The sequence below is a fragment of the Rhodococcus sp. C-2 genome, assembly GCF_027854095.1.
Lineage (GTDB): Bacteria > Actinomycetota > Actinomycetes > Mycobacteriales > Mycobacteriaceae > Rhodococcus_F > Rhodococcus_F qingshengii.
Genome location: NZ_JAQGFI010000015.1, coordinates 110,246 through 132,681 on the forward strand (window position 1 = coordinate 110,246; position 22,436 = coordinate 132,681).

13 protein-coding genes and 1 tRNA gene are annotated in these 22,436 nt (G+C 63.1%); 6 read left to right on the top strand and 8 right to left on the bottom strand.

From position 1 onward, the window contains the following. Positions 1 to 77: 77 nt before the first annotated feature. Positions 78 to 1,496 (bottom strand): DUF3662 and FHA domain-containing protein, encoded by a 1,419-nt coding sequence (locus PCS43_RS27865; protein ID WP_020905627.1) that lies wholly within the window; start codon positions 1,494 to 1,496, stop codon positions 78 to 80. A 254-nt stretch (positions 1,497 to 1,750) separates the two neighbouring features. On the opposite strand from PCS43_RS27865, the gene PCS43_RS27870 reads away from it, so the two are divergent. Next, positions 1,751 to 1,836 (top strand) — tRNA-Leu (locus PCS43_RS27870). A 53-nt stretch (positions 1,837 to 1,889) separates the two neighbouring features. Here the strand turns inward: PCS43_RS27870 and PCS43_RS27875 are convergent. The 5 genes from PCS43_RS27875 to PCS43_RS27895 all read right to left on the bottom strand — a co-directional run bounded on the left by PCS43_RS27875 (position 1,890) and on the right by PCS43_RS27895 (position 11,279). Further along, a complete protein-coding gene (locus tag PCS43_RS27875; RefSeq protein WP_007735779.1) occupies positions 1,890 to 2,231 on the bottom strand; it encodes a hypothetical protein in 342 nt (113 codons plus the stop codon). Positions 2,232 to 2,874: 643 nt separating this feature from the next. Next, the gene (locus PCS43_RS27880; RefSeq protein ID WP_209910694.1) at positions 2,875 to 6,009 is read right to left on the bottom strand and encodes a type I restriction endonuclease subunit R; all 3,135 of its coding nucleotides are present in this window, start codon (positions 6,007 to 6,009) and stop codon (positions 2,875 to 2,877) included. After that, complete coding sequence (locus PCS43_RS27885) at positions 6,009 to 7,256, bottom strand: hypothetical protein (RefSeq protein ID WP_209910698.1); 1,248 nt, start codon at positions 7,254 to 7,256, stop codon at positions 6,009 to 6,011. The genes PCS43_RS27880 and PCS43_RS27885 overlap by 1 nt, the downstream gene beginning before the upstream one ends. 20 nt (positions 7,257 to 7,276) lie before the next feature. Continuing rightward, positions 7,277 to 9,022, bottom strand: a complete 1,746-nt coding sequence (locus tag PCS43_RS27890; RefSeq protein ID WP_209910702.1) for an HsdM family class I SAM-dependent methyltransferase — start codon at positions 9,020 to 9,022, stop codon at positions 7,277 to 7,279. An 817-nt stretch (positions 9,023 to 9,839) separates the two neighbouring features. After that, the gene (locus tag PCS43_RS27895) at positions 9,840 to 11,279 is read right to left on the bottom strand and encodes a phytoene desaturase family protein (RefSeq protein WP_209910705.1); all 1,440 of its coding nucleotides are present in this window, start codon (positions 11,277 to 11,279) and stop codon (positions 9,840 to 9,842) included. 555 nt (positions 11,280 to 11,834) lie between these two features. On the opposite strand from PCS43_RS27895, the gene gltB reads away from it, so the two are divergent. The 3 genes from gltB (at position 11,835) to PCS43_RS27910 (ending at position 18,958) form a co-directional block, all read left to right on the top strand. Beyond that, positions 11,835 to 16,433, top strand: coding sequence for a glutamate synthase large subunit (gltB, locus tag PCS43_RS27900; protein WP_209910708.1), 4,599 nt, complete (start codon positions 11,835 to 11,837; stop codon positions 16,431 to 16,433). Further along, on the top strand, positions 16,426 to 17,877 hold the full coding sequence (locus PCS43_RS27905) for a glutamate synthase subunit beta (RefSeq protein ID WP_003943594.1): 1,452 nt from the start codon (positions 16,426 to 16,428) through the stop codon (positions 17,875 to 17,877). The genes gltB and PCS43_RS27905 overlap by 8 nt, the downstream gene beginning before the upstream one ends. 184 nt (positions 17,878 to 18,061) lie before the next feature. Then, complete coding sequence (locus tag PCS43_RS27910; RefSeq protein ID WP_007735797.1) at positions 18,062 to 18,958, top strand: cutinase family protein; 897 nt, start codon at positions 18,062 to 18,064, stop codon at positions 18,956 to 18,958. Here PCS43_RS27910 and PCS43_RS27915 read toward each other — a convergent pair whose 3' ends face one another. Then, positions 18,959 to 19,507, bottom strand: coding sequence for a DUF732 domain-containing protein (locus tag PCS43_RS27915; protein ID WP_083058058.1), 549 nt, complete (start codon positions 19,505 to 19,507; stop codon positions 18,959 to 18,961). Positions 19,508 to 19,720: 213 nt separating this feature from the next. On the opposite strand from PCS43_RS27915, the gene PCS43_RS27920 reads away from it, so the two are divergent. Both PCS43_RS27920 and PCS43_RS27925 read left to right on the top strand, forming a co-directional pair. Further along, on the top strand, positions 19,721 to 20,593 hold the full coding sequence (locus PCS43_RS27920) for a hypothetical protein (protein WP_209910711.1): 873 nt from the start codon (positions 19,721 to 19,723) through the stop codon (positions 20,591 to 20,593). A gap of 149 nt (positions 20,594 to 20,742) precedes the next feature. Continuing rightward, entirely contained in the window at positions 20,743 to 21,468 is a 726-nt protein-coding gene (locus tag PCS43_RS27925) for a hypothetical protein (protein ID WP_042453658.1), read from the top strand. Between the two features lies 1 nt (position 21,469). Here PCS43_RS27925 and PCS43_RS27930 read toward each other — a convergent pair whose 3' ends face one another. Continuing rightward, complete coding sequence (locus PCS43_RS27930; protein ID WP_209910715.1) at positions 21,470 to 22,372, bottom strand: SDR family NAD(P)-dependent oxidoreductase; 903 nt, start codon at positions 22,370 to 22,372, stop codon at positions 21,470 to 21,472. Between the last annotated feature and the right edge of the window lie 64 nt (positions 22,373 to 22,436).

The window sequence follows — 22,436 nt, forward strand, 5'->3', positions numbered from 1 at the left end:
CCGCGTGACGGCGGCGCGCCGACGGACCGCCGAATGTTCGATTGTTATCGGAAAAATCCTGGCGTCCGTTTCTCAGCTCAGAGAATGCGAACCAGAATCTCCGAGTGACCTGCACGAATGATGTCGCCGTCTGCAAGCTGCCAGTCCTGGACCGGTGCTCCGTTGACGGTGGTGCCGTTCGTGGATCCCAAATCGGACAGCATCGCGGTGCGGCCGTCCCAACGGATGTCGATGTGGCGACGTGAGACGCCGGTGTCCGGGAGGCGGAACTGAGCTTCCTGGCCGCGGCCGATGACATTGCTGCCGTCGCGAAGCTGGAAGTGACGTCCGCTGCCGTCCTCGAGCTGCAGGGTTGCCGTCAGGCTCTGGGCCGTCGGTGCGTAACCGCCCTGCGGCTGGGCGTAGCCCTGCTGCGGGTAGGCCTGCGTCTGCTCGAAGTTGCCGCCCTGCTCGTAGCCGGCCTGCTCGTACGGCTGCTGTGTGTACGCCTGCTGGTCGTAGCCGCCCTGCTGGTAGCTCTGCTGGTCGTAACCCGGCTGATCGTAAGACTGGCCGTTGTACGGCTGCTGGTAACCCTGCTGGTCGTAGCCGCCTTGCTGGTAGCCCTGCTGGTCGTACCCACCCTGGTACGCCTGCTGGCCGTAGCCCTGCTGGTCGTACGGCTGCTGCTGGTAACCCTGCTGGTCGTAGCCGCCGCCCTGCTGGTCATAGCCCTGCTGGTCGTAACCGGCCTGCTCGTACGGCTGCTGCTGGTTCGGGTACGCCTGCTGGTCGTAGCCACCCTGCTGCTGGTTGTAGCCCTGCTGGTCGTCGCCCGTGCGGTAACCGTCGCCGCGGTCGTAACCGTTCTGGTACGGCGCTTCCTGGCCCTGCGGAGCGGCGTAACCGCCGTCGTCGTGGGAGTACCCGTTCCGTGCCGGCTGCTGCGGTTCGGGCTGGCGACCCGCCGGTTCGCGGCTTGGTTCGTAGCCTGAGTTCTGCGTCATGGGGCCGGCTCCTGGTTGTGACGGGACTGGATTGGAAACAGGGGGAACAATCGGTGCGGGTCGCTGAGGCGGCCGTTGTGGAGGCCGCGACGAAACCTGCGGAACATGCGACGGCGGTGATGCCTGCTCGGCGTCACCATCCGGGTCGACGGTTCCGCGGGTGCGGAACTGACCGGTGTGGAGCGTAGGCGAAGGCTCGAAAGTGACCGAGATGTCGCCGTACGTCTGCCAACCCTGATCGCGGATGAAATCCTGCAGGTGTCGGCTGAAAGCTTTGGTCGTCAGTTCGCGATCTGCTGCCAACTCTTCGTGATCGGAGTTGTTGATGGTGATCACGTAGTTGTTGGGGGCGAGAAGGATTCCGCCGCCGAGGTGCTCGACGCGGTCACGTGCCTCCTGCTGGAGCGCCGCCTCTACTTCCTGCGGCACAACACCACCACCGAAGACCCGCGCGAATGCGTCGCCGACAGCTCCTTGGAGCTTTCGTTCGAATCGCTGCACGATGCCCATCGGGCCCTCCTCTCGCCTCGCACCTACGACGGCAAAATGCTCGGCAAGTAGCGCCGGCACCGCCTTGTCGCGTGTCGTCCAAACTGCTGTACAGGTTCCACGGTACTGTCAAATGTCGCTTCGGCAGTACCTGGCCGCTGTTTCAGCATGGTATCGGTTCTGGGCTTTTGGGTGCTCGGTGTTCATCGATTCGTGCCCTGATCTGCACGAATAGAACTTTCAAAGTTTGTCGTGATAATGTTTCGGCGTTGCTCGGGCGAGTGGCGGAATGGCAGACGCGCTGGCTTCAGGTGCCAGTGTCCTTCGGGACGTGGGGGTTCAAGTCCCCCTTCGCCCACCACAAGACGAGGCCACGAACTCATAAGAGTTCGTGGCCTCGTTTTTTGTTGTCGGCTATCTGGCCAAGGCCTGAATGAAGCTCAGAACGAAGTCCAATGCGGTGCCCGCAAACGGGTCGCCGACTGGTTGAGGGGGCGCGGCGGGCGCAGTGATCTGAGGGGTCATCATCCCTGGCGGCAGTGTGCCGGGCGGGAGATTGATGATGGCGTTGATGTCGTAGATGGTGTTGTCGGGACCGTTGGTCACCGCGAAAGAGATACTGCCGAGGTCGACGACCGGACTATCGGCTGATGCAGTACCAACTGCACTGCCGAAGGTGATCGCGGCAGCGAGCGCGCCGACACCGAGGGTGGCGGTGGTCCGGGACAAACGAGTAGGCGTTGCGGGTCCATTCACAGATGTGCTCCCTTTCGTGGTGACAGCATCCGTGCGGGGGATGCCAAGCAGCCAGGAGATTGCAACCACTATCGAGGAAGATAACGGACATTCACCCCATGGCGGGGTGGTTCGGCACGAAGTGCTTCGCCGTTCTGGAGCTACCGGAATGGAGGTTGCCGGCGGACTGCTAGTGTCGGAATTCACAATGACGTGTCCGGTAGTCACCGCTTTGGTCGGTACGGCGGCTAAGAAGGATGCGGCACCAGTGGCATATTGAAGAATCGATTGGCGAGGTCAATGAAAATCGCCTCGGGCGGCTGCCGGATCTGCGGCCCCATCCATCGGTGCAAGTGGTTCGCCTGATTTCCCCTTGTCGTACAACTGTTTTCGAGGGCGGGGGCTCGCCTCGCTAATTTCCGGGTCAGACAACCGCCTCTAATGTCCGTTAAGCCGCTGACCGAGATCGGACGTCGAAGATCCAGCCTTCGGATGGCGACGCGGACCGGTTCATAGTAGGTCCGGTATCCGGAATATCACTGTCCGCCAAGGTTACTCAAACAGCATCGGGGTAGCGCAGCAAATCGCCGTCCGAACCTGGCCGTGGTCGCGGACAGAAGTAGGCCAGTCGAGCACCCGCACATCCTCTTCGGAGCGGGAGCACTCAACCGACCGCCTTCTGATCGATTGCTGACTCGTAGAAGGCATCCGCTAGCGCAACGATGACACCGTTGATGCCGGACCCGTCGGTGAAGAAGTAGTCGGCCATGGTGTTGTGGGCCTCCTGGTTGTCGACGACCGCCTCAGTGACCGCCGCTTGGAAGTCCTGCGACTCCATGAACTGCTTCTTCGAGTTCACCTTGGTCTGGTTGACCAGGTCTGGGTAGGCGAGCAGTCGCTGCACCAACCCTTGCACGAACTCGCGGATCTGTGACTCGGTGAACGCTTCGGCACCGAAGAGGTCGTTCATCTTGTCGATGACGACCTGCAAGGCGACGTACTTCGGCTCCTTCCGGGTGCCGGTACCGGCGGCGCTGATGCCCTTGAGTTGGCCATCACCGGTCAGCGAGATGTCGACCGCAGCCGCCTTGTTGTGTTTGACCCCGACCAGGACCACGTCGGAAAGGTCGATCTCCGCGGCCCAGGACGAGTCTGCGATTACCTTGTCCAGGAGCCGGAGGAAGATCGATAGCATCTCCATGTGTGGGTCGCCGTAGTCGACGATCTGGCTCATGAAGTCGTAGAGCCGGACGTAGGTGGAGACGTCCTTGCGGAACAGGTCGAGGGTGTTGAGGGTGACTTTGTCGTCGGTCTCGATCGCCGCTGCGTAGCGGCGGGCGAAGTCGTGCTTGGCCGGGCTGATCGCGGCGGAGAGCGCGTTGTTGCCCTTGCGGGTGACCCATAGTTCGGCGACCTCGCGTACCTGCTCTGGGGTGTAGATCCCGGCCTGGGCGAGCTTGGTGGCGAGGTGGGCGACGACGTACGGGTCGGTCTCGGTCTCGAGGGTGGCACCGGTGAAGTACGGCTCGAACGCGGCCCGGATGTCCTCGGGTTTGTTCACGAAGTCGATGATGAACGTCTTGCGCTTCTGCTCCCCGCTCGCAGTGCGATGGGTGCGGTTGAGCCGGGACAGCGTCTGCACGGCGGTGACCCCGGAGAGCTTCTTGTCGACGTACATCGCAGAGAGCAGTGGTTGGTCGAACCCGGTCTGGAACTTGTTGGCGACCAGCATGATCTTGTACGTCGCGCCTTTGAAGGCGGCGGCCAGGTCCGAGCCGGCACCGGGGTTGAGGTTGGCCTCGGTGAACTCGTCGTCCTTGCTCGGCTGTGGCCCCCAGTCCGACGACCACTGCTCGTCCTCGTCCATCGTCACCGAGCCGGAGAAAGCGACGAGGGTGCGGTAGTTGTACGAGGCGTCCTCAGCGGCCCGCTTGGCGATGTACGCGTCGATCGCCTTCTTGTACTTCACCGCAGCCTTGCGCCCGTCGGTCACAACCATCGCCTTCGCCTTGCCCTCGAGCAGGTGGGCGACGTTGGTGTGGAAGTGCTCGACGATGATCTGCACCTTCTGGCTGATGTTGGTCGGGTGCAGCTTCACCCACCGCATCAGCCCCTTACGCGCCGCGGACTCCTCCACCTCACCGCCGTCGCCGCTCTCCGCCTTGCCAGCAATCTTCAACGCAGTGTCGTAGGTTTGGTAGCCCTTGAGCACGTCGAGGATGTAGCCCTCCTCGATCGCTTGGCGCATCGAGTAGAGGTGGAACTCGACCGGCTTCCCGTCAGGACCCTTGCGGCCAAAGAGCTCGAGGGTCTTGTTCTTCGGTGTCGCGGTGAAGGCGAGGTAGGAGATGTTCTCCGACTCGGCCCGCTCGGTCATCTCCGATGCCAGGATCGCCTCGACGTCGACCTCACCGCCCTCCTCGATCTCCTTGACCTCCTCCGCGGTCAGGACGGCTTTGAGCTTGGAGGAGATCTGGCCGGATTGTGAGGAATGCGCCTCGTCGGCGATCACCGCGAACCGCCGCCCCTTGAGCGACGAGTCGGCCCGGATCTCGTCGAGGGCGAACGGGAAGGTCTGCACCGTCACCGCGATGATCAGCTCCCCGCTCTTCAACGCGGTCGCCAGCAGCCCGGATTTCGACTTCGCCCCCGACTTGCGGACATCCTCCGGGCTGATCGTGGCCACGATCTTCCCCGACCCGTCGATCTGCCGGATCGCGTCCTGGAGTTGACCGTCGAGCACGGTGCGGTCCACGACCACGATCACCGAGTCGAAGACCTTCTCGTCGTCCACGTGCAGCCGTGCGAGCCGGTGTGCGGTCCAGGCGATAGTGTTCGTCTTCCCCGACCCTGCCGAGTGTTCGATCAGGTAGCGCTGCCCCACCCCCTCCTCGCGCACGGCGGCCACGATGTTCGTCACGGCTTCCCACTGGTGGAACCGAGGGAACAGCATGCTCGTGCGCGACACCGACGTCCCGGTCGCCACGTCCCATTCCTGCTTGGTTTCCACGATCATCAGCCGGCCGATGATGGTGAGCCAGGCGTCCTTGTCCCAGACTCGCTCCCACAGGTACGCCGTCGCCGACTGCCCGCCCTCGGCCGGTGGGTTCCCCGCGCCGCCCTTGTGCCCCATGTTGAACGGCAGGAAGTGTGTTTTCTCGCCCTCGAGCCGGGTGGTCATCGCGGCCAGGTCGTTGGAGACCGCGAAGTGGACCAGTGCCCGGTGCCCGAACGACAGCAGCGGCTCCGTGCGCCCGTTGGTCAGCGGATTCCGGTCCTTGCGGTACTGGTTGATCGCCTCGTCAACAGACTGGGTGAAGTCGGTCTTCAGCTCCACAGTGGCGACCGGGATTCCGTTGACGAAGAAGACCAGGTCGATGCTGCGCCGGTCAGCGGTGGAGAAATGCACCTGCCGCATCACCCGCACCCTCATCGCCCCGTACTGCTCGCTGGTGGTCGCGTTCAGGCTGGTCTCGGGCCGGAACTGCGCTGTCTTCAACCGGCCACCGCCGATGTACTGCACCCCGTTACGCAGAATGTTCAGCGTCCCACCACCATGCTCAAGAGGCTTGTCGAGCGCCGCGACCAGCACGTCGAGGAACTTCGCCTGCGACCCCGCCGCCTTCAACGCCTTCTCGTACGCCGCCCGCTGTGTCTCCTGCAACCAGACGAACACATCCTCCGGGAAGAGCGCCCGCTCCCGGTCGTAGCCGGCATCGTTCGCCAAGTACAGCCACCCGTGGGAGCGCAGGTACTCACAGATCTCGGACTCGAACACGACCTCGTTGTGATCGGCCATCACACCATCTCCCGTACGTCGATCTGACCCGTCACCGCAGCCGTGATCAACGCTGAACGACGCTCTTTCGAAAGCTCAACGAACCGCTCAGACTCTTCGATAAGTACGTCAATCTTCGACGTCTGCTCGTCGAGGTACGCCACGATGGCTCGCTGCTCGTCCAGCGGAGGCTGGGGTAGGACCAGCGAACGGACGTCTCCCCCCGCAACCTTGAAGGTGCCTACGGCTGTTCGTGCCTGGGCCCGAACCTGTGCTCGCGTTGCACTCGCGTTGCATGCCCACACGAAGAATTCGGGGAGCATGCACGAGTTCACACGGACGCGAATGAGCAAGTCGGGATATATGTACTCCTCGCTTGCGAACTCAGGACCGACGAGTCCCGCGCGCGCGACGAGGTCTACGTTGCCGTTTCCCCGGACAAGGAGGATATCGCCGGGGTGAAGCCTGAGCGCGTCCGTACTGGCGAGGCTGGAACCGTCGACGAACTTGGTCACTTTGGGTCCCATTGTGACCCGCCCGTCTCTGATCGCTCCGAGGGACAGAGACTTCAAGCCATCGGTGTCTCCAGTCGCGGGAGAAACGCCGTTTGCAGGGCCAAACGACAGCACTCGTTTCGCGCGAACAGCCTTCCATCCATCGGGTAGCTCCGGGAACCACGGGCTCCCGGTTTCGGAGTGCCCAGCCTCTGAATCCAGGCCCTTCGATAAAGCCGCATCAACGACCGCACGCCGGCGCAGATGCAGCAACTCGACCAATCTCTGTTGCTCCTCGATGAGCATGTCGATGAGGGAGGTCTCGCGGTCGAGGTACTCGGCGATAGCGCGCTGCGTGGCATATGTGGGGATGTATGCGTCGACGGTCTTAAGGACTGAGAAGGGTACCTCGGTAGTCCGGACGTTGGCTTGATCTCCTGCGCCGATCCCGCGTTCGCGTTTGATGAGTTCCTCGGTGAACCAGGAGGACTTCATCAAGTAGGCGATGAAGTTCGGGCTAGTTCCTTCACGTGGCCGCATGACCTCGTAGTGGTAGGTCACGAGACCATCTTCAGCGGCGACGCCCATAGCGCCGGCGCGAATGCTCATCTTGTTGAAAACGATGTCGTTCCGGCGGCATACCTTGTAGGCGTCTAGCGACTCCGCGCGCTGAGGCGCATCCGTTAGCTCACTGCGTCGGATGACGCCCCTGGTCTGAGAGACCGACATCAGCGGAAGGTCAATGCCGGGGATACGGTCGTCGATCTTCTCCATTGCATGCCCGAAGCGCGTCATTATTGTTCAACCTCCCGCAAGAGATCCAGGATCTTGGCGACCTGCTTCTCCAGGTCTGCGTCGATCTCAAGAAGGGGGCGGGGTGGGACGTACTTGTAGAAGTGGCGGGTGAAAGGGAGGTCGTAGCCGGTCTTGACCTTGGTCCAGTCGATCCAGACGTCGGGGACGTGGGGTTTCACCTCGGCGTCGAAGTATGCCTGGATTACCTCGGTCTTGCCCGCGGCTCCGGCGGTCGATCCGCCGTAGGTGAAGGGGATGTTCTCGGTGTCGCGCTTCTTCGAGTCCGCCTTGGTCTTGCCCTTGCGGTCGACGACAGGGTTGCCGTTCTCGTCGAGCAGGGGACTTTCGACGGTGATGGTCCAGTAGCCGAATTCGTCGTTGCGCAGCACCTTGGAGTAGTCGGGGTCGGCGTCGGTAAATTCGGCGTACAGCTTCACGATCTTGGCGCGGTCGGTGTCGCTTATTTCGCGGCCCTTGGAGCCGAGGTTCTTGCGCATCTTGGTCCAGAACGAGGTGCCGTCGATGAGCTGGGTCAGGCCCTTTCGGTCAGGATGTTTGGTGTTGTCGAGGATCCAGATGTAGGTGGCGATGCCGGTGTTGAAGAACATGTTGGTCGGCAGCGCGACGATCGCCTCGACCAGGTCATTCTCCAGTAGCCACTTGCGGATGTCGGAGGGACCGGACGCGGCGGCGCCGTTGAAAAAGGGCGAGCCGTTCATGACGATCCCAACGCGGCCGCCGCCGTCTTCGGGGGCGCGCATCTTGTGGGCCAGGTGGAGTAGGAAGAGCATCTGCCCGTCCGAGGTCGCCGGGAGGCCGGGGGCGAACCGGCCGTAGGGGCCTGCCTCGTCGCGCTCTTTCGTGATCGCCTTGGCGTACTGCTTCCAGTCGACCCCGTAAGGCGGGTTCGACATTCCGTAGTCAAACTTTCTGCCGGTGAATGCGTCCTCGGTGAGGGTGTTGCCGAAGGCGATGTTGGTGGCGTCGTGGCCCTTGGCGAGCAGGTCAGATTTGCAGATGGCGTACGACTGCCCGTTGTACTCCTGGCCGTAGAGGCTCAGCTTCGCGTCGGGGTTCTGTTCGAGGAGGTGTTCCTCGGCCAGGGCGAGCATGCCGCCGGTGCCTGCGGTGGGGTCGTACAGGGTACGGATGATGCCGGCTTCGGTCAGGTCGGCGTCCTTCTCGGCGAAGAGCAAGTCGACCAGGAGCCGGATCGCGTCCCGTGGGGTGTAGTGGTCTCCGGAGGTCTCGTTCGCGGTCTCGTTGAACTTGCGGATGATGTATTCGAACGCGTCACCCATGTCGGCGTTGGAGACGACGTCCGGGTGCAGGTCGACGGCCTTGAAGGACGTGATGACCTCGCGCAGCAGCTCCGCCTTCTCGAGGGCGAGGATTTCCTTCTTGAAGTCGAAGTACTCGAACACATCGACATCGGGCGAGAACCGGTCAATGTAGTCGGCCAGGTTGTCCGCTAGCCCGTCGGCGTCTTTGAGGAGGTTGGCGAACGAGTAGTTCGAGGTGTTGTAGAACGGCCGCCCGGTGGCCTTCTTGACCTCGATCTTGAGCCGGTTGGGGTTGTCGTACTTCGCGGCCAGCGCGCGCACCGTATCCCGGTCGGGCTCGATGATGCAGTCGAGGCGGCGCAGGATTGTGAGCGGGAGGATCACGTTGCCGTACTGGTTGGGGCGGTAGGGACCCCGAAGTTGGTCGGCGATCGACCAGATGAAGCTACCGAGGGTGCTCACAATGCTCCTTTACGAGGCTCACTCTACGACGAATATTGGACGCGCAGCGCGAGCCCGTGCATGCCGTCCGAACAGGCGGCGCACAGTCTGCGGCAGCAGTCGGTGCGTCACACGAACATCATTGCGCACCTCGAGGCCCGCGCGTGCCGCGCGGTCAGCAGGTTCAGCGAATCCGTCGCGGTTGCCTTCCTCGCAGTGAAAGTTCCCTGGCGCCCCGGTCCGGATACCCGGAGAGTGTGTCTCATTTCCTTGGAATTGAACACCCGGCCGTTCGGGTGTGAGATCGAGATTTGCCCCAGCTCGTCGTGTCTCAGAAGTACGTACCAAAACTAGCGTCCCAGCATTGTGCAATGTGCCGACTTAAGAGACCGTTCCAGTAGTACAGCGACCCACACCGCACACCTCGTAGGTGACGCCATCGTCACTATGCGATGCGCTCCAGGATGGCGAGTCCAGTGGCCGAGCTCGGCACCACGGCCAAAGACTTCTCGGGTCATGGCCGCCTATGTGGTGTGGACCATCTTGCGGACTTTATGCAGATTGCTGATTTCGGAAAAGACCATATGTGGCCGAAGTAATTAGACTTCCTGGAACGCTCAAGACAACTACCTTCCCCATGGCTGGCCCGACACCGTGGCGCTACCTGCCGGTGTGAAAACCTCGGCTTAATTCGCCTGAATCCACTTGATTTCTAAGGACTCCTCCGGCCACCCCCGGTCGCTGGTTGGATCCCTGCTGCGAAGGCCGATGGTTCGAAGCATTCGCCCGCTGCTTTCCGTCTACGTGTGTCCGAAATGTCGTCCCCATCGGGGACGCCTCAACCCAGCGCCTTCAGCGCCGCCCGCGCCGCATTGAACCCACCCATCCCGTGGACCCCGCCGCCCGGGGGAGTCGCGGACGAGCAGAGGTACACGCCCGGGGCCCCGGTGGCATAGGGGTCGAGCCCGAACCTGGGGCGCGCGATGATCTGCCGCGCCGTGTTCGCACCCGCGGAGATGTCGCCACCCACGTAGTTGGGGTTGTACGCCTGCATCTGCGGCACATTGCGCACGTGGACGCCCACGATCCGGTCCCGGAACCCCGGCGCAAACCGCTCGATCTGACGCGTGACTACATCGGTCGCGTCGCCCGGATAGCCATGCGGCACATGCGCATACGCCCACACGGGATGGATGTCTCCGACGGAACGGGAAGGGTCGGCCAAGAACTGCTGGCCCAACAGAATGAAGGGCTTGTCCGGCATCTGACCCCGAACGGTCTGACGTTCGACAGCAGCAGTTTGCGAAATCGTCCCGGACAGGTGCAGGGTGCCGGCCTTGCGGGCATGCGGATTCGTCCACGGCACGACGCTTCCGTCGGAGTCACCGCGCACGGCGTAGTCGACCTTGTAGGCGGCGGTGCCGTAGCGGAATTTGCGGTAGGCCCGGGCAATGCGATCAGGCTGCCGGCCGTCGAGCAGGCGCCCGGCCGCATCGGGTGCGATGTCGAGCATGACGATGTCGTAGTCGGCGATCTGGGAGTAGTTGGTGACCCAGTTCCCGGTTTCGATGGTGCCACCGAGGCTGCGCAGAATCGAGGCGAGCGCGGCTGCAATTGACCCCGAACCACCTTGTGCCACAGGCCAACCGTGAGCATGGGCTCCAGCAGTGAGCATCGAGCCGACAGCGCTGGACAGGGGGAGGTTCAGCGGCCCGAACATGTGCGCCGCGACGCCGCCGAACAGTGCCCGCGCCTGTGGGGTCTTGAACATCCGAGCGAAACCCGTCGCGGGAAGCAGAGCGCCCGTGCCGAAACGGGCGAGCATCAGCGGGTGCTTCGGAACGTGCACGATCGGCTTGAAGACGTCCTGCACCAATTCGTCGAAGTTCTCGGAGAGGTATCCGAAGACGTCGAGCCACCTCTTACCGTCGGCACCCAATCCGTCAGCCGTCCGGTTGATGTCACGCCACAGAACCCCGGCGGTGCCGTCGTCGAGTGGATGGACCAGATCGATCTCGGGCCACAGCCACGTCAGGCCATGTTTGGCGAGCCCGAATTCGCGGTCGAGTTCCTTGAAGTAAGGAGAAGCCAAAGCGGTGGGATGGAAGGCGGAGCAATCGTCGTGGACGAGTCCGTCGACTATGTATTCGCTACTGCGGGTGCCACCGCCGATCTTGTCCGCACCCTCGATGACATGGACGTCGATTCCGGCGCGGGCGAGTTCGATCGCCGCCGCGAGGCCGTTGGGGCCACTGCCCACCACTGCTGCTGTTGTCATTTGCTCTTCGCCACCCGTCTCTCAAGGGTGAGCCTACGGAAATTACAGCGATGGCATTCTGCGAGCAAACAATTCAGGCCTGGACCTTGGTTGATCGATCAACTTTTGTTACAGTTCGAGGCGCACTGGCCGCAGCTGATTCTTATCGCTGCGGCCAGTTGTTGCATTCATCGCCCATCGCGCCTGTTTCCTGCGGATTCGGTATCCTGTGAATCGGAACTTCTCTGCACAGACGCAGCTCCGAAATCTGTCGAGGGGCCTTCTGGCTCCCTGCATCGCCGCAGTTCAGAGCAATTATAGGGCTACCTTAGTTGCGCCCGTGCCGGGGTTCTGAATTATCGTTTTCGTTACACGGTTGACTCACAAAAGTTTCAACCGACCGAAGACTCACGTCGCCGGGTGCCAGAACGCACACCATCGCGTCTGCGCAGGGCGGCTACTTCGGTGGTACCGAACACATCGTCGTGTCGGTGCTTTGAAGGACTTGCATTGCAAGTTGATGGCCATCAGCGCTGCTGGTCGTCGGTGCATCTTTATGGCATACGAAGGCTGGGTATGAAGCAACTTCCAGGCCCCCAGGGCCTCTATCACCCGTCCAATGAGCACGACTCCTGTGGAGTCGCATTTGTTGTCGACATGCATGGTCGCCGCAGCAGGGACATCGTCGAAAAGGCGATCACCGCTCTGGTCAACCTCGAGCATCGCGGCGCTGCCGGATCAGAACCCAACACGGGTGACGGTGCGGGCATTCTGCTGCAGGTTCCCGACAAGTTCTTCCGAGCTGTCGTGGACTTCGCGCTGCCCGCCGAAGGCGCGTACGCAACCGGTATCGCATTCCTCCCGCAGGGCGATGCCGATGCACACGAGGCTGCTGCTGCAGTCGAGAAGATCGTCGTCGAAGAGGGCCTGAAGGTTCTCGGCTGGCGCGAGGTCGGAACCGACGACTCCTCGCTGGGCGCACTGGCGCGCGACGCGATGCCGACGTTCCGTCAGATCTTCATCGGCTCCGAGGGTGACAAGTACACCGGCATGGATCTCGAGCGTCGTGCGTACGTTGTGCGTAAGCGCACCGAGCACGAACTCGGCTCCGAAGGCGCCGGCAAGGGTGGCCCGGGTAGCGAGACCGTGTACTTCCCCAGCCTGTCCGGCCAGACGTTCGTCTACAAGGGCATGCTCACCACCCCGCAGCTCAAGGGTTTCTACCTCGATCTGCAGGACGATCGTGTCGAGAGCGCCCTGGGCCTGGTCCACTCGCGCTTCTCCACCAACACGTTCCCGTCGTGGCCGCTGGCGCACCCGTTCCGCCGGGTCGCTCACAACGGTGAGATCAACACCGTCACCGGCAACGAGAACTGGATGCGCGCTCGCGAGTCCCTCATCGACAGCGACGTCTTCGGTGGCCGCGAGAACCTGGACAAGATCTTCCCGATCTGCACCCAGGGTGCCAGTGACACCGCTCGTTTCGACGAGGTGCTCGAGATGCTGCACCTCGCCGGCCGCAGCCTGCCGCACGCAGTTCTCATGATGATCCCGGAAGCCTGGGAGAAGCACGAGAGCATGGACCCCGCTCGTCGGGCGTTCTACGAGTACCACTCGGCACTCATGGAGCCTTGGGACGGACCGGCGTCGGTGTGCTTCACCGACGGCACCGTCATCGGCGCCGTGCTGGACCGCAACGGTCTGCGTCCGTCGCGTCTGTGGATCACCGAAGACGGCCTCGTCGTCATGGCGTCGGAGGTCGGCGTCCTGCCGATCGATCCGTCCACCGTGGTCCGCAAGGTCCGCCTCCAGCCCGGCCGCATGTTCCTCGTGGACACCGCGCAGGGCCGGGTCATCAGCGACGAGGAACTGAAGAACGAACTCGCTGCCGAGCACCCGTACCAGCAGTGGATCGACGAAGGTCTGATCCACATGGACGACCTGCCGGACCGTCCGTACACGTACATGTCGCACGAGCGCGTCGTCCTGCGCCAGCAGCTCTTCGGTTTCACCAACGAAGAGGTCAACCTGCTGGTCAAGCCGATGGCACTCTCCGGTGCCGAGGCACTGGGCTCGATGGGTACCGACACTCCGATCGCCGTGCTCTCGTCACGTCCCCGGATGCTGTTCGACTACTTCTCGCAGCTCTTCGCTCAGGTCACCAACCCGCCTCTCGACGCGATCCGTGAAGAGGTCGTCACCAGCCTCGGCGCGACCATCGGCCCCGAGGGCGACCTGCTGCACCCGAATGCGGACTCCTGCAAGCAGATTGCGCTCCCGCAGCCGATCCTGCACAACGACGACCTGTCGAAGCTCGTTCACGTCAACGACGACGGCGAATTCCCGGGCTTCCGCAGCGTCGTGATCCGTGGCCTGTACCCCGTCAAGGAAAGCGGCGACGGCATCCGTCGTGCGCTCGAGGGCATCAAGTACCAGGTCTCGCAGGCAATCGAGGGTGGCGCACGCATCGTCGTGCTCTCGGACCGTGAGTCCACCGAGGACTACGCACCGATCCCGTCGCTGCTCCTCACCTCGGCCGTGCACCACCACCTGGTTCGTGAGAAGTCGCGCACCAAGGTCGGCCTCATCGTCGAGGCCGGCGACGCCCGCGAGGTGCACCACATGGCGCTCCTCATCGGCTTCGGTGCCGCAGCGGTCAACCCGTACATGGCTTTCGAGACCATCGACGAGTTCCTGCAGAACGGCGAGCTCGAGGGTCTGACCCTCGAGAAAGGCATCGCGAACTACATCAAGGCAGCCGGCAAGGGTGTCCTGAAGGTGATGTCCAAGATGGGCATCTCGACGCTCGCGTCGTACACCGGTGCTCAGCTGTTCCAGGTCATCGGCCTCTCGCAGGAGTTGACGGACGAGTACTTCACCGGTCTGCAGTCGCAGCTCGGTGGCATCGGCCTCGACCAGATCGCAGCCGACGTCGAAGCACGTCACCGCATCGCGTACCTCGATCGTCCCGAAGAGCGCGCTCACCGCGAGCTCGAGGTCGGCGGCGAGTACCAGTGGCGTCGTGAAGGCGAGTACCACCTGTTCAACCCGGACACGGTCTTCAAGCTCCAGCACGCAACTCGCACAGGTCAGTACGAGGTGTTCAAGGAGTACACGACCATGGTCAACGACCAGTCGGAGCGCCTTGCCGCTCTGCGTGGTCTGTTCGACTTCAACATCGGCAAGCGGCCGTCGATCTCGATCGACGAGGTCGAGCCGGCCAGCGAGATCGTCAAGCGTTTCTCGACGGGCGCGATGAGCTACGGCTCCATCTCCGCCGAGGCTCACGAGACTCTCGCCATCGCGATGAACCGTCTGGGCGCCCGCTCCAATTCCGGTGAGGGCGGCGAACATCCGTCGCGCTTCACGCCGGACGAGAACGGCGATCTGCGTCGCAGTGCCATCAAGCAGGTCGCGTCGGGACGCTTCGGTGTCACCTCGCACTACCTGAGCAACTGCACCGACATCCAGATCAAGATGGCGCAGGGAGCCAAGCCCGGTGAGGGCGGCCAGCTTCCGGCTCACAAGGTGTACCCGTGGGTGGCCGAGGTTCGGCACTCCACGCCTGGCGTCGGCCTGATTTCGCCGCCGCCGCACCACGACATCTACTCGATCGAGGATCTCGCTCAGCTGATCCACGACCTGAAGAACGCCAACCCGCAGGCCCGCATCCACGTGAAGCTGGTCTCCGAGGTCGGCGTCGGAACCGTCGCGGCCGGTGTCTCCAAGGCACATGCCGACGTCGTTCTGATCTCCGGTCACGACGGTGGCACCGGTGCCACCCCGCTGACCTCCGTCAAGCACGCGGGCGCACCGTGGGAGCTCGGCCTCGCCGAGACCCAGCAGACGTTGCTGCTCAACGGTCTCCGAGACCGCATCGTCGTGCAGGTCGACGGCCAGCTCAAGACGGGTCGCGACGTCGTCGTCGCTGCCCTGCTCGGCGGCGAGGAGTTCGGTTTCGCCACCGCACCGCTGGTGGTCTCGGGCTGCATCATGATGCGCGTCTGCCACCTCGACACCTGCCCCGTCGGTGTCGCGACGCAGAACCCGTTGCTGCGTCAGCGTTTCAGTGGCAAGCCGGAATTCGTCGAGAACTTCTTCATGTTCATCGCCGAAGAGGTTCGCGAGCTTCTCGCGGAACTCGGCTTCCGCACGCTGCTCGAAGCCGTCGGCCAGGTCGACATGCTGGACACCACGCGCGCTCTCGATCACTGGAAGGGAAGCAAGGCAGGCAATCTCGATCTGTCGCCGATCCTCACCCAGGTCGAGTCCGCGTTCATGGACCAGGACGTCCACTGCACCGGCACGCAGGATCACGGTCTCGACAAGGCACTCGATCAGCAGTTGATCGTCTCGGCCCGCAACGCACTCGACAAGGGTGAGGCGGTCTCCTTCGAGTCCGCGATCACCAACGTCAACCGCACGGTCGGCACCATGCTCGGCCACGAGGTCACCAAGGCGTTCGGTGGAGAGGGCTTGCCCGAGGGCACCATCGACATCACGTTCACCGGTTCCGCCGGTAACAGCTTCGGTGCTTTCGTGCCCAGCGGTATGACCCTGCGCCTGCACGGCGACGCCAACGACTTCGTCGGCAAGGGTCTCTCGGGTGGACGCATCGTCGTACGCCCGCCGCTCGATGCAGCGGAAGGCTTTGTCGCCGAGGACAACATCATCGGTGGCAACGTCATCCTGTTCGGCGCCACCAGCGGCGAGGCTCTGCTTCGCGGTGTCGTCGGCGAACGCTTCGCAGTCCGTAACTCCGGCGCCACTGCCGTCGTCGAGGGTGTGGGCGATCATGGTTGCGAGTACATGACGGGTGGAAAGGTGGTCATCCTCGGAGCCACCGGACGTAACTTCGGCGCCGGCATGTCCGGTGGCGTCGCGTACATCTACAACCCCGACAAGGCATTCGAGAAGAACCTCAACACCGAACTGGTGGACCTCGAGGATCTTTCGGGTGACGACTTCACCTGGTTGAAGGGCGCCATCGAACGTCATCGCGACGAAACCGGCTCCGAGGTTGCAACGCGCATCCTCGCTGACTGGTCGCAGCAGGTGGGTCACTTCGCAAAGGTGATGCCCCGCGACTACAAGAAGGTTCTTTTGGCCATCGCGGCCGCAGAGAAGGATGGCAAGAACGTGGACGAGGCAGTTATGGAGGCAGCTCGTGGGTGATCCAAGCGGCTTCCTGAAGCACACGTCGCGCGAACTTCCGGTTCGCCGGCCGGTGCCGTTGCGCCTGCTCGACTGGAAAGAGGTCTACGAGGAGTTCCCGAAGGAAACCCTCAAGACCCAGGCCAGCCGTTGCATGGACTGCGGAATTCCTTTCTGCCACAACGGTTGCCCTCTCGGAAACTTGATTCCCGAGTGGAACGACCTGGTCTACAAGGACCACTGGCACGACGCCATCGAGCGTCTGCACGCGACCAACAACTTCCCGGAGTTCACCGGTCGTCTGTGCCCCGCACCCTGTGAGGCGTCCTGTGTCCTGGGCATCAACCAGGATCCGGTCACCATCAAGCAGGTCGAGGTCGAGATCATCGACAAGGCCTTCGACGAAGGGTGGGTCAAGCCGGTTCGCGCCGCGCACGCCACCAACAAGAAGGTTGCGGTTGTCGGCAGTGGTCCGGCCGGTCTGGCTGCAGCGCAGCAGCTGACCCGCGCCGGTCACGCAGTGACGGTCTTCGAGCGGGCAGACCGCATCGGCGGCCTGCTGCGCTACGGCATCCCCGAGTTCAAGATGGAGAAGCGGCACATCGACCGCCGTCTCGAGCAGATGGAAGCCGAAGGCACCGTCTTCAAGACCAACGTCAATGTCGGCGTGGACATCACCGCGGACGAGCTGCGTGAGCAGTTCGACGCAGTGGTTCTGGCCGGCGGCGCCACCGCAGCTCGCGATCTTCCGATCCCGGGCCGCGAACTGGACGGCATCCACCAGGCGATGGAGTTCCTGCCGATCGCCAACCGCGTGCAGTTGGGTGACCTCGACGCTCCCACCATCACCGCTGAGGGCAAGAAGGTTGTCATCATCGGCGGCGGCGACACCGGAGCGGACTGCCTCGGCACCTCGCACCGTCAGGGTGCGGCCAGCGTCCACCAGTTCGAGATCATGCCGCGTCCGCCGGAGACTCGCGCCGAGCAGACTCCGTGGCCGACGTACCCGCTCATGTTCCGCGTGGCTTCGGCTCACGAGGAGGGCGGCGAGCGTCTGTTCTCCGTCAACACCGAGAACTTCGTCGGTGAAAACGGCAAGGTCACCGGACTCAAGGCTCACGAGGTCGAGATGAAGTCGGGTCGCTTCGAGAAGGTCGAGGGCTCGGACTTCGAGCTCGAAGCCGATCTCGTGCTCCTGGCCATGGGCTTCGTCGGTCCCGAGAAGCCGGGTCTGCTCACCGATCTCGGTGTCGACTTGAACGAGCGTGGCAACGTCGCCCGCACGTCGAAGTGGAACACCAACGTCGACGGCGTGTTCGTGGCCGGCGACATGGGCCGCGGCCAGTCCCTGATCGTCTGGGCCATCGCCGAGGGACGTTCCGCAGCAGCCGCTGTGGACACCTACCTCGAGGGTGTCACGGCCCTTCCGTCACCGATCCACCCGACAGCGGCTCCGCAGCGCTAGAGGCTCTCACAAAGCCGCACCCCACCGCATTCGGTGGGGTGCGGCTTTGTTTCTGCAAGCAATTCGCACGATCTGTAACAAACCTTCATCAATCGTGCATCGGACAGACACAACGCCCAGACAGTATGATTCCGGAGCACCGATAGTGGTGTATGGGTTGCTGAAGGTAAAACAGGGGAGTTTCATGCGTGCGAGGCGTCTCGTTGCGGTGTTGTCGGCACTTGCTGCGGCAGTAGTGGTACCGGTTGTCAGTGCTCCCGTGGCGTCGGCTGATCCCTGCCCCAGCCTGTACGTCGTGGCCATCCCGGGAACCTGGGAGCCCTCGGGCACCAGGCCCGGCGCCGGCATGCTCGCCCCGGTGACCAACGGGCTTCCGGGCTCCGTACGCACCGATTACGTCACCTACTCGGCGACGGCCTTCCCCTGGGAATCCAACGTCTACGCCAAGTCGAAGCAGCAGGCCGTCGACAATGCCCGCGGCATGATCGGCGCCATGGCCGCCTCGTGCGGTGACACTCGCTTCGCCATCGTCGGATACAGCCAGGGCGCCGACGCGGCAGGCGATCTCGCCGCCGAGATCGGAACCGGCATCGGCGTGGTCCCCCCGACTCGCGTCGAGGGCGTCGGCTTGCTGTCCGATCCCCGTCGTTCCGAGTCCGACGTCCTGATCGGCCCCGCTGTCGGCGGTAACGGTGCCAGCGGCCCTCGCATCGGTGGATTCGGTTGGCTGTCAGGCAAAACGGTGACGCTGTGCGCGGTCGGTGACCTGTACTGCTCGACGCCGAAGGACGATTTTGTGATGCGCCTGGCCGGATTCATGGCTCAGGCGTCCGATCCCACTCCGGCCAGTGCGCTCGCGCTGCGCGACGAAGCGGCCGTGATCGTCAACGATCTGATCACCGCAGGCGGGCTCCCCGCTCTGATGGCCCAGCTCGATCCGGGCGCGAATTCGCGTCGCATCGATCAGCTGGTTGACTTCTACGGCTCGCAGGTCCACACCGACTACACGCGTTACGTCGTTGACGGCGCAGGCAATTCGGCTACATCCTGGCTGCACGGCTGGTTGGCCGGCAAGGCCTGATCAGCAGTACGTCTGCTCCGCCGTGTCGACGTAGATCTCGGCAATGCGCTGCGAGGACATCGGCGTGATCTGTGAGTACACCTCGCCGACGGAGTTGAACTCCGCCAGCACTTCGGACCGAGGCATACCGTCAGCGAGAGCCTTGCAGGTGCCGTCGGCGTAGAGGATCTCGGCGGAATCCATTCCGGCGGGCGGGATCCCGGCCAGACGCAGAGCGGCGATGTACCGCTGCCCCTTCTCGCCGGCGTTCGCGACGATCTCTTCCGGTGAGCGGGCGTCGATCGGTGCATTGGCCGCTGGCGCTACCGGTAGCGACACCGGTGGGGGCGTCGATTCGACGACGCTCGGCGCGGCTTCCGGAGTTGCGGCGGGTGGGCTGGTCGCCAGCGCCGACAGGGACTCGGGGGCAGCTGAACTCGACGTTGCCGCGATCGACGTGCTGGTGGCAGCAGATGTGGATTCCGCTGCGTCGCTGTCGGATTGGCTGCTGCAGCCGCTGAGGAGTAGGCCCGCTGCCGCGACGCAGAGGACCAGTCTGTTCGTGTTCATCACCCGTGAGTGTTACATACCGTACCGCTTATTTTGTCCGTTTTAAGGAAACTCCCTTTTGCCCTGTTTTTAAGTCGAAGTCCTGTGATATACATCTGTTCAGTTGTTACTTGTGAGTAGGAGCACACCGCAAAGACCTTGTCGGCGGCGGTCGAAACACAAGCAATGACTGCGAGTTTCGTCCCCCATCACATAAACGGCAGGGAGAAATCAGTGCAGAAATCTCACAAGAACGGCAACAGACGTCTCGGCACGCGCGTGGCCGTCATTGCAGGTACCGCAGGTGCGGTCCTCGCGTTCGCGGCGCCGATGGCCTCGGCTCAGGACCCGGTCGACAATTCGGTACCGGGCGCCGCAGTGTGTCCGGCTACTGCAGAATCCTGTGTGTCGGTTGTGGTTCAGAGCGGAACCTTCGACAACAACGGCTTCAACCTCCCGATCGGAAAAGGCGACATGATCATCGCCGCCGAGGCCGGCTCCGGTGAAGGTGAGTCCACCGTTCTTCTCCCGCGCGACGACGGACACCACGGTGTCTACTCCAAGCCGTTGACCGTTCCGGGTGGAGTCCTGGGAATCGATCTTCCGTTCGGCAATCTCTTCGGCCTGGCCGCAGTAACGGCCGAAGTGGAGGCAACGGCTGCGCCGACCCTCAACGGAATCATCACCGACATGGATCTGAGCATCCCGGTGCGGATGAAGATCAACAACGCGTTCCTCGGTGACAACTGCTACCTGGGTTCCGCGGCGGCGCCGGTGAATCTTCGTCTCGCGCCTGACCCGTCGGTGGTACCGACCTACACGGTGCTCCCGGACAATGCACTGAAGGTGAGCCCGGTCGGGAACCAGGCCACCGGCTTCGCGCTGCCCGCCGCCAGTGGTTGCGGACCGTTCGGAGTGCTGAACCCGATCGTCAACTGGCGAGCAAAGGTACCGGCCACGTCGGGAACCTCGCTCAGCACGATCTCCGACGCCTACCTGTACCCGGGCGGCCTCACCGGTAGCGATCCTCTCGACGATCTCGGTGGCGGAACAGGATCCAGCGGTTCAAGTGGCTCGAGCGGTTCGTCCGGAAGCTCCGGTTCCTGAAAACTCGGATGCCTTGAAGCAGCGGTGGTGACGGAATGTCACCACCGCTGCGGCGTCCGACCTGTAATAACCTGTGCCTCAGGGTGGGCGAAGGCGGACTCCATCAGGAGGACCTGCGCGGCCACGAAATCACAGGGGAGTCCTCAAACATGTTTCGAGACAGCGTTCTTGCGAGTCCGGTCCTGCGCCGGGGTGTGACAGCACTGGCAGTTGCGGCCGCGGCCACGATGTTTGTCGGTACTGCGGCAACGGCGGAGCCGGCGGCAGTCGTCGGTGAGGTGTCCGCGGACTCCATCGCGGCAGCCCGTGCGCAGGCCATCGGAACGACGGTCACCGTCGTGGGAACCGCGACTACGCCGTCGGGAGTCTTCGAATCCAGCTTCTACGACAAGGGCTTTGGTCTCCAGAGCGGAAATTCGGGCATCTACATCAGCGATCCGAACAACTCCGGGATTGCTCTCGGCGATCAGGTTCAGGTCACCGGAGTCCTCGCGGATCAGGAAGGCCTGCTCGTCGTCCGCCCGACTGCCGTCGAGGTAATCGGCACGACCTCCCAGATCAGCCCGGCGCGACTGCCCCTCAATGCAATCGGTGAGGGTAGCGAAGGTCGTCTCGTGACGGTGTCCGGAATCGTGAGCGGACCCGTCGTCGACGATCTGCCGTACGGTCACAAGATCCTGGTCTCGGGCGCCGAGGGAAACACCGTCATCTTCGTCAACACACAGACCGGAATCGACCTCGATGCCGTCGCCGTCGGACGCCCGATCACCGTCACCGGTTTCAGTGGCCAGTACGCCAGCACCTACGAGGTTCTTCCCCGCTCGGAAGCCGATGTGCAGCAGGGTTTCACGGGCAGCCTGAGTTTCGGAAGCTGACCTAGATCTCGAACCGAGCTCCGACGCGCATCGACCCGGGAGACAACCGGCTGATCGTGCGTCCGAGCTTGGCTTCGACGGTCACGGGCACGACGGCCTTGTTCGTGCGAACTGCTTTCACGATGGCACTGGCCACTCGATCAGGAGTGAAGTTCCGCTTGCGGTAGAAGTTGTCGACCTTGGTTTGATTTTCGAGTTGTTCCTCGGCGGTGGTCCCGGCAAATTCGGTGGTTTTGAGGATGTTCGTGTGAACGAGGCCAGGGCAGATGGTGCTGACGCCGATGCCGTGTGGAAGCAGTTCTGCCCGTAGGCAATCCGAGAGCATGAATACCGCTGCTTTGCTTGTCGAATACGCGGTGAGCGCCTTCTGTGGCGTGTACGCGGCGGCCGAGGACAGGTTGACGACGTGCCCACCTGTTCCCCGGTCGATCATCATCGGGGTAAAGGCCCGGCAGCCGTAGACAACTCCCCAGAAGTTGATGTCCATGACGCGCTCGAACTGGCGCTGCTCGGTGTCGGCGAACGTTCCCGAGAACCCGATTCCGGCGTTGTTGACGACGATGTCCGGTACGCCGTGATGTGCCGCGACCGTCTCCGCGAACCGAATCACGGCCTGTTCGTCGGACACGTCCACCTGATAGGCGTGGGCACCGCCACCGAACACTGCTTCGGCGCCGCCCGCTTGCGAAGGGATGTTTACAAGTGCCGCAGTGTCCTGCGCGCTTTCGAGATTGATGTCGGCGACCACGACGATAGCTCCCTGGGCGGCGAAGGCGAGGGCCGTTTCACGCCCGATGCCGCTGCCCGCACCGGTGATCACCACCAGCGTGCCGGTGAGATCGCGCAGTCGACGCTGCAACTTCGTTCCGCGTCGCCAGCCGGTGACGTCCTTGAGTAGCCCCATTGGTTGCCCTTTTCGTGTGTACGTTTGTGGCGTGTGTCTCTAGCTGACTTCCCCTCTGCGAAAG

What these genes read in the sequence shown, in the direction of transcription:
- PCS43_RS27865 (WP_020905627.1), bottom strand. Translation starts at nt 1,496, where the DNA reads ATGGGCATCGTGCAGCGATTCGAACGAAAGCTCCAAGGAGCTGTCGGC.
- PCS43_RS27880 (WP_209910694.1), bottom strand. Translation starts at nt 6,009, where the DNA reads ATGGCCGATCACAACGAGGTCGTGTTCGAGTCCGAGATCTGTGAGTAC.
- PCS43_RS27885 (WP_209910698.1), bottom strand. Translation starts at nt 7,256, where the DNA reads ATGGAGAAGATCGACGACCGTATCCCCGGCATTGACCTTCCGCTGATG.
- PCS43_RS27895 (WP_209910705.1), bottom strand. Translation starts at nt 11,279, where the DNA reads ATGACAACAGCAGCAGTGGTGGGCAGTGGCCCCAACGGCCTCGCGGCG.
- gltB (WP_209910708.1), top strand. Translation starts at nt 11,835, where the DNA reads ATGAAGCAACTTCCAGGCCCCCAGGGCCTCTATCACCCGTCCAATGAG.
- PCS43_RS27910 (WP_007735797.1), top strand. Translation starts at nt 18,062, where the DNA reads ATGCGTGCGAGGCGTCTCGTTGCGGTGTTGTCGGCACTTGCTGCGGCA.
- PCS43_RS27915 (WP_083058058.1), bottom strand. Translation starts at nt 19,507, where the DNA reads ATGAACACGAACAGACTGGTCCTCTGCGTCGCGGCAGCGGGCCTACTC.
- PCS43_RS27925 (WP_042453658.1), top strand. Translation starts at nt 20,743, where the DNA reads ATGTTTCGAGACAGCGTTCTTGCGAGTCCGGTCCTGCGCCGGGGTGTG.
- PCS43_RS27930 (WP_209910715.1), bottom strand. Translation starts at nt 22,372, where the DNA reads ATGGGGCTACTCAAGGACGTCACCGGCTGGCGACGCGGAACGAAGTTG.